12 protein-coding genes and 1 tRNA gene are annotated in these 12,298 nt (G+C 28.6%); 11 read left to right on the top strand and 2 right to left on the bottom strand.

Going from position 1 to position 12,298, the window contains the following annotated elements; genetic code table 11:
• Positions 1 to 3: 3 nt before the first annotated feature.
• On the bottom strand, positions 4 to 723 hold the full coding sequence (gene tsaB, locus J2Z53_RS10475) for a tRNA (adenosine(37)-N6)-threonylcarbamoyltransferase complex dimerization subunit type 1 TsaB (RefSeq protein ID WP_209797441.1): 720 nt from the start codon (positions 721 to 723) through the stop codon (positions 4 to 6).
• Positions 717 to 1,181 (bottom strand): tRNA (adenosine(37)-N6)-threonylcarbamoyltransferase complex ATPase subunit type 1 TsaE, encoded by a 465-nt coding sequence (gene tsaE / locus J2Z53_RS10470; RefSeq protein WP_209797440.1) that lies wholly within the window; start codon positions 1,179 to 1,181, stop codon positions 717 to 719. The genes tsaB and tsaE overlap by 7 nt, the downstream gene beginning before the upstream one ends.
• Positions 1,182 to 1,385: 204 nt before the next feature.
• Between tsaE and J2Z53_RS10465 the strand changes: the two genes are divergently transcribed.
• From J2Z53_RS10465 to cutD, 11 genes are all read left to right on the top strand, one after another.
• Complete coding sequence (locus J2Z53_RS10465) at positions 1,386 to 2,261, top strand: metal ABC transporter substrate-binding protein (RefSeq protein WP_209797439.1); 876 nt, start codon at positions 1,386 to 1,388, stop codon at positions 2,259 to 2,261.
• A gap of 52 nt (positions 2,262 to 2,313) precedes the next feature.
• Positions 2,314 to 2,389, top strand: a tRNA-Trp gene (locus J2Z53_RS10460).
• 223 nt (positions 2,390 to 2,612) lie between these two features.
• Complete coding sequence (locus tag J2Z53_RS10455) at positions 2,613 to 3,758, top strand: 1-propanol dehydrogenase PduQ (protein WP_209797438.1); 1,146 nt, start codon at positions 2,613 to 2,615, stop codon at positions 3,756 to 3,758.
• A 161-nt stretch (positions 3,759 to 3,919) separates the two neighbouring features.
• A complete protein-coding gene (locus J2Z53_RS10450) occupies positions 3,920 to 4,762 on the top strand; it encodes a MerR family transcriptional regulator (protein ID WP_209797437.1) in 843 nt (280 codons plus the stop codon).
• Positions 4,763 to 5,238: 476 nt separating this feature from the next.
• Complete coding sequence (locus J2Z53_RS10445) at positions 5,239 to 6,294, top strand: hypothetical protein (RefSeq protein WP_209797476.1); 1,056 nt, start codon at positions 5,239 to 5,241, stop codon at positions 6,292 to 6,294.
• 5 nt (positions 6,295 to 6,299) lie between these two features.
• Positions 6,300 to 6,566 carry a hypothetical protein gene (locus J2Z53_RS10440; RefSeq protein ID WP_209797436.1) on the top strand — a complete coding sequence of 89 codons (267 nt, stop codon included), beginning with the start codon at positions 6,300 to 6,302 and terminating at the stop codon, positions 6,564 to 6,566.
• Between the two features lie 37 nt (positions 6,567 to 6,603).
• Positions 6,604 to 6,900 (top strand): BMC domain-containing protein, encoded by a 297-nt coding sequence (locus J2Z53_RS10435; protein WP_209797435.1) that lies wholly within the window; start codon positions 6,604 to 6,606, stop codon positions 6,898 to 6,900.
• Between the two features lie 19 nt (positions 6,901 to 6,919).
• The gene (locus tag J2Z53_RS10430) at positions 6,920 to 7,219 is read left to right on the top strand and encodes a BMC domain-containing protein (protein ID WP_209797434.1); all 300 of its coding nucleotides are present in this window, start codon (positions 6,920 to 6,922) and stop codon (positions 7,217 to 7,219) included.
• Between the two features lie 25 nt (positions 7,220 to 7,244).
• Positions 7,245 to 8,735, top strand: a complete 1,491-nt coding sequence (locus J2Z53_RS10425) for an aldehyde dehydrogenase family protein (protein ID WP_209797433.1) — start codon at positions 7,245 to 7,247, stop codon at positions 8,733 to 8,735.
• A 22-nt stretch (positions 8,736 to 8,757) separates the two neighbouring features.
• The gene (gene cutC / locus J2Z53_RS10420) at positions 8,758 to 11,304 is read left to right on the top strand and encodes a choline trimethylamine-lyase (RefSeq protein WP_209797432.1); all 2,547 of its coding nucleotides are present in this window, start codon (positions 8,758 to 8,760) and stop codon (positions 11,302 to 11,304) included.
• Between the two features lie 21 nt (positions 11,305 to 11,325).
• Positions 11,326 to 12,279 (top strand): choline TMA-lyase-activating enzyme, encoded by a 954-nt coding sequence (gene cutD / locus J2Z53_RS10415; RefSeq protein ID WP_209797431.1) that lies wholly within the window; start codon positions 11,326 to 11,328, stop codon positions 12,277 to 12,279.
• Positions 12,280 to 12,298: the final 19 nt, after the last annotated feature.

Genomic DNA, 12,298 nt, shown 5'->3' with positions numbered 1-12,298 from the left:
TTTTTAAGAATTACATTCGCCATTGTTCATTTGAAGCCTTTTTTCTAATTCTCTAACAGCTTGAGGTTTCTTTAAATAAAGTGGAGAAGAGTTTTCATCATCTTTAATACCGTTTTTTAGAAGATTTAAGCCTATTTCTCCTATTTGAGATGCTCTTACTGTGTTTATATGAACTGGAGCAAAAGAAACATTTTTAATGTTTTCTACTAAATAATTTTTATGTTTATACACTCCGTCACCTGTAAAAATAACCTTTTCTCCTAAAGAGTTAAGTTTTTCTTTAAGTTCAGAAAGATCCATTGAAGTGAAGTCAACTATTTTTTCAAGTTTTCCATTTATTGATTTATACATTGCAGTATAAACATTATCTCTTAAAGCATCCATTATTGGACATATGATTCCATCAAAGGATGAAAGGGAATAAGCTAACCCATCTAGAGTGGAAACACTAACATAAGGTTTTCCACTTCCAAAGCTAAGGCCTTTAATTGTTGCCATTCCTATACGAAGTCCTGTAAATGATCCAGGTCCTTTAGAAACAACAAAACCATCTATATCATCTATAGATAAATCTGAATCTTTTAATAATTTTTCGATTATTCCCATAAGAAGAACAGAATGTTCTCTTTTGTTATTTAAAGTATATTCTGCTAAAAGCATATCATCTTTTATTAATGCAGCAGTTGCACATTTTGAGGATGAGTCAACACTTAAAACTAACATAAAGTCAGCTCCTTTACATAATTGTATTTTTCACCATAAGGAGTAATAATTATTTTTCTATAATTTTCTCCTTTAGTTAAATCTTTTTGTATATAAATATGTAGATAATCTTTTGGAAGAATCTCTTCTATATAATTTGCCCATTCAATAATTGAAACTCCATTACCAAAAATATAATCATCAAAACCAATCGCATAAATTTCATCTGGATCACTAACTCTATAAACATCAAAATGATATAATTTAATTCTTCCTGAATCATATTCATTTACAATAGTAAAAGTTGGGCTAGTAATATTTTCATTTATTCCAAGACCTTTAGCAATACCTTTAGTAATATGGGTTTTACCAGTACCTAAATCACCAGTTAAGCAAACAATATCTCCAGGATTTAAAAGTTTCCCTAAAGCATTTCCAAGGTTTGTAGTTTCATAAATACTATTAACTTCAAATTCCATTAAATTAAATGCTCCTTTCTTTAAAATATAACCTATCTTTATATTCTATCCAAAAATTAAAAAAAAGAAAAGTAAAAGTAACATAAAAGTAATTGCATTATACATGTAAAAAGTGTAAAATAAAGTAACGTAAAATATTTACAAAATATAGGTCGAAATTAAAATATATATTATAAAAGAGAGGGTATATAAAGAGGTGGAGACATGAAAAAGTTAACAGCTGCCATGCTAATAATAACAGCAGCCTTTTTTTTAGGAATTGGAGGAGTTTCTAAAACTCTAATGGCAGATACATCAGAAAATAAAAATAATAGAGATGTATATCTAAATATAATGACAGTTAATAAACCAGAATATGAAATGATAAAAAAATTAGCTGGAAATAAACATAATATAGAATATATGTTTAAAAATTTAAGCGATGAAAAAGATTATAAATATGATAATAATACATTAAAAAATATATCTAATATGGATTTATTCTTTTATTCAGGAGCAGGCAACGAAAATAGTACAATTACTAGTATGATAAATGAATTAGATAAAAGTAGTTTAGGAGTTGTAAACTTATCAAGGGGAATAAGAGAATTAAAATATAAAGATGATGGAAAAGACATACAAAATCCTTATTATTATTTAGGAATACCTGAATATAAAATAATGCTTTACAATGCAAAGTCAGCTCTTCAAGAGAAGGATCCTGCAAATCGAGATTATTATGAAGAAAATTATAATAAGTTAGTTAAGAGTATTGATGAATTAAAGAGTAATTTTGATAAAAATACAAAAGGAATAGATAAATATACTTTTGTATTAGAAAATAGAAAACTAGAGTATTTCTTTAAAGGTGTTGGAATAAGCTTTAAAGTATTACCTGAAAAAGTAAGTTTAGAAGATTATGTTAAAGATAATAATTTAAATATTAAAGATATTATTTTTGTAAAGAGTGAAGATAGTAAATATAAAGTAAAAGATGATGTAAAGACAATAAGTTTAGATTCTTTCAATGATAATAAACAATTTAAAAAGGTAATAAATGATAATATGAAAGAATTAGAGTCATTGATTAATAAAAAGTAAATAAAATTGTTGCTTTTTTATAATAGATATATTATAATCAATATTGTCTTAAAGGGGTATGGCTCAATTGGTAGAGTAGTGGTCTCCAAAACCATTGGTTCTGGGTTCAAGTCCTAGTGCCCCTGCCAATATTAATTTAAAAAGCTAAAAACTTAAGTTTTTAGCTTTTTTTGTTGTTTAAAATTAATATTTTAATATTATATGTTTATTTTAATTTATAATATTTCTATATTTCCTCAAATTGAAAAACATGATACAATAAAGACATCAAATTTATTATCAATATGGAAAACGTATACTGAATATCTTATTTACACTTTCAATTTATTTATAAATAAGGAGAATGTAAATATGAAAGACTTTAGTTTAAAAACTAAAATTTATTTTGGTGAAGGAGCTTTAAATAAATTAAGTGAAATATCCAATAAAAGAGTTTTAATCATTTGTGATAAATTCATGGAAACATCTGGAATGGCTAAAAAAGTAGAGGAAAAATTAAATGAATGTAAAGTTTCTATTTTTAGCGATATAGTTCCAGATCCTAGTGTAGAAATTGTAGCTTCTGGAGTTCAAAAACTTAGAGAATGTGATGGTGATATTATAATAGCTTTAGGTGGAGGTTCTTCTATTGATGGAGCAAAGACAATAAGAGAGTTTTATAAAAATTTATCTGGAGATTCTAATAAAAATATAGAATTCTATGCTATTCCAACTACTAGTGGGACAGGTTCTGAAGTAACTGAATATGCAGTTATAACTAATAAAGCTGAAAATTTAAAATATGCTTTAACAAATAAAGATCTTTTACCAGATGTTGCAATACTAGATGCTGAACTTGTAAAATCTGTACCTAAAAGTATAACAGCTGATACAGGTATGGATGTAATTACTCATGCGATTGAAGCGTATGTTTCTAATAATGCTACAGATTTTTCAGATGCTTTAGCAGAAAAAGCTTTAAGTTTAGCTTTTAATTATTTAAAAGATGCTTATACAAATGGTGAAGATTTGGTAGCTAGAGAAAAATTACATAACGCTTCATGTTTAGCTGGAATGGCATTTAATTTTGCTGGACTTGGAATCACTCATAGTTTAGCACATGCTATAGGAGGAAAACTTCATATACCACATGGTAAAGCAAATGCTATAATATTGCCTTATGTTATAGAGTTTAATGCTAATATAAATAATAATTGTTATATGCAAGAATATGATTTAGCTGCTAAAAAATATCAAAGATTAGCTAAGAATTTAGATATGAATGGTAGTAGTGTTGTTATAGGTGTTAATAATCTAGTAAGAAATATTATCTCACTTAAAAAAGAATTAAATATTCCGTCAACTTTGAAAGAACTTAATGTAGATATTGATTTAACTAATGAAGTTAAAGAAGAAATTATTACTGCAGCCTTAGAGGATGTTTGCACAAAAGCTAATCCAAGAGCTGTTTCAAAAGCTGATTTAGAAAAATTATTAGATAAGATTATAGGAATTTAAATAAAAGAAGTTAGAAGTATAACACTTCTAACTTCTATTTTTTTACTTTAATTTAAAAAATTACTATATATATTTATTAATGATAATTTGACAAAAAAATATCAATATGATAATCATATATACAAGAAGTTGCTAAGTTAATAAAGAATGGGGGAAAACAAATGAAAAATGAAAAGTATTATATCGGAAAGGTGGAAAAAATCTGCAAGATAAGTAAAAAGACTTTAAGATACTATGATAAGATTGGTGTATTATCTCCTGATGAGGTACAAAATGATAACGGATACAGATACTATAGTAAAGATAACTTATTGTCTATACCTGTAATAAAGTATTATAAACAAAGTGGATTTAAACTTGAAGAAATTAAAAATTTACTTTATGAACTTGAATGTAATGATATTGAAGAAAATTTTAGAGAGAAAATTGAGGAATTGGAAGAAATAGAAAGAAATTTAAATCTAAAAAAGAAATCAATTAGAGACTGGCACTCTTTAGTTAAAGAAGCTAATATGGTTATTGAAAATAATCTTTGTGATGTTTGTGTAAAATATATTGAAAAGAGTGAAATGTTATTTCTAGATCAAGATTTTAATTATGACTATATGGATTCAATAATAAATATAGATTTTACAAATTACATAGAGAGTATAGAGAATGCCATTACAGGACCTGTTATAATACAATTTCCATCCCATGAAGAAAAGATTAACGGAAAATGCAAAAAAATGAGAATAATTCAAAAGGGTCTTATAAAATGTGAACCTGAAAAAACAATTGAGTTTGGTGGAACTTTAGTAGCGTCCTGTTATCACATAGGTTCACATGATAATATTAATGATACATATAAAAAAATAAAAGATTGGATTAAAGAACATAATTATGAACATGAAGATGAATGTTATGAAAGATATGTAGTTGATTATTGGACAAGTAAAGATCATAAAAATTTTGTAACAGAAGTTATGATAAAAATAAAAAATAAATGCAAAACTAAAAATTGAAAACCTTATACTATACTGTAAGATTTTAAAAAAAGTATGTAGTTAAAAACTGCATACTTTTTCTATTTAGTTAGTTATTTATAAAATAAAATTTATAAATAAATGTTTTTATTGAAAAATATCAATAAAATACATGAAATATTATTAAATTATCAATATGTAAATGTTTTATTTTGTATATTGACCTTAAAGTTAACTGGATGGATTATAATTTAAACAACAAGAATAGAAGATGTAAAAAGATTATTTAGTGTTTCCAAAAGATAATAAATTTGATAATAGTTTTTAAAGGTTACAACTAAAGTAAAGTTTTTTATTAATTATTAAAATAAAATGATTTCTTAAGTAAAAAATAAAAATTTAAGACAATCAATTTATTTATAAAAATTAAAAGGGAGGAGTTTTTATTTATGGCTGAAGTTTCAGTAGGAATCGATATAAAAAATGGCTCTAATGGAGATAAACACAAAAGAGCTATGGCGATGAAAGAAAAAATGAAAACTAAATTTTTCAAAAAAGGTGTATCAATAGCATTATTCTCAGGTATTGCATATGGACTTTATACTGCATTTTTAACTATGGGAATGAGCAAAGGTGTTTGGGCTGATTGGTATGGTGCAAATACTGCTGGATTATCAGCATTTGTAGTTGTATATTTACTTGCGGCATTAGGTAACGCTATAAATGATACTTGTAGTGCATTTTGGGCAATAGGTAATTCTGTTGTACAAGGAAAGTTTAAAGATTTTATAAGATGCTTAAATACTAAACCTGGAAGAACAATTATTATTGCAGCTCTTATAGGGGGTCCAGTAGCTGGTACTGCTTATGTTGTTGCTCTTCAAATGGCAGGACCTATAATTGTTCCAATATCAGCTCTTTGTCCAGCAATAGCAGCAATCCTTGGGAAAATATTATATAAACAAGAAATAAGTAAAAGAATGGCAATAGGAATTGTGATTTGTATATGTGCAAGTTTCTTAATAGGAAGTACAGGATTTTCAGGAGGAATTTCAGGAACAATATTACTTGGAATTTTTATAGCAGTTATAGCAGCTTTAGGATGGGGATTTGAAGGTTGTGTTGCAGGATATGCTTCAACAATGGTTGATCCTCAAATTGGAATTTGTATACGTCAATTATCTTCAGGAATAGCAAACTTATTTATAGTTGTTCCAATAATGGGATTAATGGCAGGTGGATTAGAAATATCAAATAATTTAGTAATACAAGCTTTTACTAGTGGACCTGCAATGATTTGGTTTGTTCTAAGTGGATTATTAACATTTTTAACATTTATGTCATGGTATGCAGGAAACAGTATGTGTGGAGCTGGACTTGGAACAGCTTGTAATGGTACATATTCATTCTTTGGTCCATTTTTCTGTTATATAGTTTTAGGAGTTATTTCAGGAATGGATGGATGGTCATTACCTACAGTTGCATGGATAGGAGCTGTAATAATGATGTTAGGTATATTAACTATAGCTATGAATCCTTTAGATTTATTTAGAAAGAAAAAGGAGGCTTAAATAATATGAAACCACTTAACTATGCAATATTAAAATATTTTACAACAGTTAAAGAAGCTTCAGCTGATGATGTTATGAAAGCTTTAGAAAAAGATTATTCTACATTTAAAGCATTTACTAAAAAGTCTATTATTAATGCCTTAATGACAGCAGAGGCAAACGGATTAATTGAAGAGACTGCAATTGATTTAGATCATAATGATGAATTAGTTATTTATTATCATGCTAATGAAGAAAGTAAGGCTACAATAAATAGCTTTATAAAAGATTAATAAATTTTAATGTGATTTAAAATAGGAGGTATTTTAAATGAAATATTATGGAGATGAGGCTTTAGGATTAGTAGAAACAATAGGGTTAGTTCCAGCACTTGAAGCAGCAGATAAAATGTTAAAGGCAGCAGATGTTGAATTAGTTTCATATGAAAATATAGGATCAACACTTGTTACTGTAATGGTAAAGGGAGATGTTGCAGCAGTTAAATCAGCAGTAGAAGTTGGAGCAGAAGCAGCAGCGGCTATAGGAAAATTAACAGCTAAAAATGTTATGCCAAGACCAATTAGAGAAGTTGGAAAAATAGTATCAGTTCATGATATTGATGAATAAAGAAAGGAAATGATTATTTATGATTAGACGTGAAGCAATTGGATTAATTGAAACTTTCGGATTAGTTTTTGCTTTAGAAGCAGCAGATGCTATGTGCAAGGCGGCAGATGTTGAATTAGTTGGTTATGAAAATGTAGCATCAGGATATATTTCAGTTATAGTAACAGGTGATGTTGGGGCATGCAAAGCAGCAGTGGATGCTGGAATTAGAGCAGTTAATGAAATGGAAGATGGAAATCTTTATAGCTCAGTAGTTATTGCAAGACCTCATAATGATCTTCAAAAAATAATAGATAAATATGCTATAGAATCTATTTAAAATTTAACAAAAAGGGGAGAAGAAAATGAATATTATAGATAATGATTTACTCTCCATGCAAGAAGCTAGAATTCTTGTTGAAAATGCACATGAAGCTCAAAAAAAGCTAGCAACATTTTCACAAGAAAAACTTGATGAAATAGTTTATCGTATGCTTGAAGAAATTGAAAAATATAGTAATGAACTTGCAAGAACTTCTTTTGAGGAAACAGATTGCGGTAAAGTAGAAGACAAATTAATAAAAGATAAATTTGTAAGTACATATTTAAGGAATAATTTAAATGGAATGAAATGTGTAGGAATCATAAATAAAGATGATTCAAAGAAAACTATGGATATTGGTGTACCTATAGGAGTAATAGCAGCATTTTGTCCAGAAACTAATCCTGTTTCAACAATAATTTATAAGGCAACAATAGCTATTAAATCAGGTAATGCAATAATATTTGCATTGCATCCAAGAGCAAAAAAAGTAATGAAAAGAACTTTGGATATTTTAATTAGGGCTGCAGAAGGATATGGACTTCCAGAAGGTGCATTAGCTTATTTAAGTACAATATCACTTAGTGGCTCAAAGGAATTAATGAGACATAAAGATACATCACTTATTATGAACACAGGAATTTCAGAAATATTAGAAATAGCTTATAAATCAGGAAAGCCAATAATTTATGGAGGAGCTGGAAATGGACCTGCCTTCATAGAAAGAACAGCAGATATCAAAAAGGCAGTAAAAGATATTATAGATAGCAAAAGTTTTGATTATGGTGTTGTTTCAGGAGCAGAACAATCTATTGTAGTAGATAGTTTAATTGCAAATGAGGTTAAAAATGAGCTTGTAAAAAATGGTGGATATTTTATGACTGATGAAGAATCAGAAGCTTTAGGAAAACTTTTATTTGATAAAAATGGAATTTTTGAAAGAGAATTTATTGGTAAATCCCCACAATTTTTAGCTAAAAGAGCTGGATTTAACATTTCATCTGATGTAAAGGTTTTATTAAGCAATCAAAAATATGTTTCATTAGATAATCCTCATTCTAAAGAAAAACTTTGTCCAATACTTTCCTTTTATATAGAAGATGATTGGATGCATGCCTGTGAAAAATGTATTGAGCTTTTATTAAGTGAGAGACAAGGTCATACATTAATTATACATTCAAGGGATGAAGAGGTAATAAGACAGTTTGCTTTAAAGAAACCTGTTGGAAGAATACTTGTAAATACTTCTGGAGTATTTGGAAGTATAGGTGCAACTACTAACCTTTTTCCATCAATGACTTTAGGAAGTGGTTCTGTAGGTAAAGGAATGACCTCTGACAATGTATCTCCAATGAATTTAATTTATATAAGAAAAGTTGGATATGAAGTTAGAAGTAAAGAAGAACTTTTAAAAAGTATAGGAATGAATGAGAATGTAAATTTATCTTTAGAAGATAATGAAGAAGATGCTTCAATAGAAAATATTAAATTACTAAAAAATCTTTTAAAGGAAATATTAGATTCATCAAAATAAAAAAAGAAAAGGAGTAAATAAAATGGATATTCGTGAATTTTCAAATAAATTTATGGAAGCTACTCAAAACATGTCACAAGAAGAGCGTGAAGCTTTAATTAAAATGTTTAAGAGTGTTTCAAATGAAATAACAACAGAAGACAAGCCTCAAAAGGTTGATTGTGTAGTATGTGAAAATGATGGAAAAGTTCCAGAAGGTATTACTGAACGTTTAGCTAAATTAAAGGAAAATTATTTAAAACAAGTACCTTCAATTACAACACATAGAGCAAGAGCTATAACACAAATAGCTAAAGAAAATCCAGGTATGCCAAAGTCAATTTTAAGAGGAAAATGTTTTAAACACTGTTGTGAAACTGCACCACTTGTAATTCAAGATAATGAACTTATAGTAGGAGCTCCAAATGGTGCACCAAGAGCAGGAGCATTTTCTCCAGATATAGCATGGAGATGGATGGAAGATGAAATTGACACAATTTCAAATAGACCTCAAGACCCATTTTATATTTCAGAAGAAGATAAAAGAGTAATGAGAGAAGAATTATTCCCATTTTGGAAAGGTAAATCAGTTGATGAATATTGTGAAGATCAATATAGAGAAGCTGGAGTTTGGGAACTTTCAGGGGAATCATTTGTTTCAGATTGTTCATACCATGCAGTAAATGGTGGTGGAGATTCAAATCCTGGATATGATGTTATTTTAATGAAAAAAGGTATGCTTGACGTTAAAAAGGAAGCAGAAGATAAGTTAAAAGAACTTAATTATGCAAACCCAGAAGATATAGAAAAGATTTATTTCTATAAATCAGTAATAGATACAGCAGAAGGTGTAATGATTTATGCTAAGCGTATGTCAGATTATGCAGCTGAACTTGCAAGCAAAGAAACGAATCCTAAACGTAAAGCAGAATTATTAAAAATATCAGAAATAAATGCAAAAGTTCCAGCAAATAAACCAGAAACTTTCTGGGAAGCAATTCAAGCAGTTTGGACAATAGAATCACTTTTAGTAGTTGAAGAAAATCAAACTGGTATGTCTATAGGTCGTGTTGACCAATATATGTATCCATTCTTTAAAGCTGATATTGAATCAGGTAGAATGACTGAATTTGAAGCATTTGAACTTGCAGGATGTATGCTTATAAAAATGTCAGAAATGATGTGGATAACAAGTGAAGGTGGATCTAAATTCTTTGCAGGTTATCAACCATTTGTTAATATGTGCGTTGGTGGAGTTACAAGAGAAGGAAGAGATGCCACTAATGATTTAACTTATTTATTAATGGATGCTGTAAGACATGTAAAAATATATCAACCTTCATTAGCTTGTCGTATACATAAGGCATCACCTCAAAAATATCTTAAGAAGATAGTTGATGTAATAAGAGCAGGTATGGGATTCCCAGCATGTCACTTTGATGATGTTCATATAAAGATGATGTTAGCTAAGGGAGTTTCAATAGAAGATGCTAGAGATTATTGTTTAATGGGATGTGTTGAACCACAAAAGTCAGGAAGACTTTATCAATGGACTTCAACAGGATATACTCAATGGCCAATATGTATTGAACTTGCATTAAATCATGGAGTACCACAATGGTATGGAAAACAAGTATGTCCAGACTTAGGAGATATAGATAGCTTCAAAACATATGAGCAATTTGAAGAAGCAGTTAAAGAGCAAATTAGATATATAACTAAGTGGACAAGTATTGCAACAGTAATTTCTCAAAGAGTCCATAGAGAATTAGCACCAAAGCCACTTATGTCAATTATGTATGAAGGATGTATGGAAAAAGGTAGAGGTGTAGAAGCTGGTGGTGCAATGTATAACTTTGGACCAGGAGTTGTTTGGAGTGGACTTGCAACATATGTTGACTCAATGGCAGCTATTAAAAAGCTTGTATTTGAAGAAAAGAAATATACATTAAGAGAATTAAATGAAGCATTAAAAGCTGATTTTGTAGGATATGAAAGATTAAGAAAAGATTGTTTAGAAGCACCTAAGTATGGTAATGATGATGACTATGTTGATTACATTGCAGCTGAATTAATTAATTTCACTGAAATGGAACACAGAAAATATAAAACATTATATTCTGTTTTAAGTCATGGTACTTTATCAATATCAAACAATACTCCATTTGGACAATTAACAGGAGCAACTGCAAATGGACGTAAAGCTTGGACTCCATTATCAGATGGTATTAGTCCAACACAAGGAGCAGACTATAAAGGACCAACAGCAATAATAAAATCAGTTTCAAAAATGGCTTGTGACAATATGAATATAGGTATGGTTCATAACTTTAAGTTAATATCAGGACTTCTTGATACTCCAGAAGGAGAAAATGGAATAATTACATTATTACGTAGTGCATGTGCACTTCAATTAGGAGAAGTACAATTTAACTATTTAGATAACAAAACATTAATTGAAGCTCAAAAGAATCCAGAAGCATATAGAGATTTAATAGTTCGTGTTGCTGGATATAGTGCATACTTCGTTGAATTATGTAAAGATGTTCAAGATGAAATTATAAGTAGAACAGTACTTACACATTTTTAATAAGAAAGCTGGAGAGTTTAAATGAATAATAACATAAATGGAATTATTGAAAGAAAGGCAAGGATCTTCAATGTTCAAAAATATAATATGTATGATGGACCAGGTGTAAGAACAATAATTTTTTTTCAAGGATGTCCATTACGTTGTAAATGGTGTGCTAATCCAGAAGGGATGATGAAGAAAAACAGAGTAATGTTTAAAAGTAATTTATGTATAGATTGTGGACAGTGTGCAGAAGTTTGCCCAGTTGGAATTCATACAATGAATAATATAACTAATAAACATGAAGTTAATCACAATATTGAATGTATTGGTTGTGGAAAATGTGTAGATGTATGCTGCAATTCAGCTATAACTATTGTTGGAGAAACCAAAACAATATCTGAACTAATGGAAATTATAGAAGAAGATAGAACTTTTTATGAGCTTTCTGGCGGTGGAGTTACTTTAGGTGGTGGAGAAGTTTTAATGCAACCTGAGGCAGCAGCTAATTTGCTTATGGCATGTAAAAATTCAGGTATTAATACTGCAATTGAAACATCAGGTTATGCAAAGGTAGAGGATATACTAAAGGTTGCAGAATTTACAGATTTATTTCTTTTTGATATTAAGCATATTAACTCAGAGGAACATTTTAAATGGACTGGGGTTAGAAATGAACAAATATTATATAATCTTGAAAAGCTATTACAAAATAAATACAATGTACAAATTCGTATGCCACTTTTAAAAGGGGTTAATGATAAGAGAGAGTATATTGAAAAAACTATGGAATTTTTAATGCCATATAAAGATTATAAAAACTTTAAAGGAATAGATCTTCTGCCATATCACAAAATGGGTGTAAACAAATATAATCAATTAGGTGTTGATTATAAGATAGAAGGAGATCCAAGTTTAACTAATGAGGATTTAGATAAAATTGAATCTTGGATTAAAAATTATGACTTAAAGGTTAAAGTAGTTCGCCACTAATAGAAACATGTAAAGGGTG

It is taken from the genome of Clostridium moniliforme (genome assembly GCF_017873235.1).
GTDB classification, from domain to species: Bacteria; Bacillota; Clostridia; order Clostridiales; family Clostridiaceae; genus Clostridium; species Clostridium moniliforme.
Note: the sequence above shows the minus strand (reverse complement) of the source record. Positions and strands in the feature narration are given on the sequence as shown.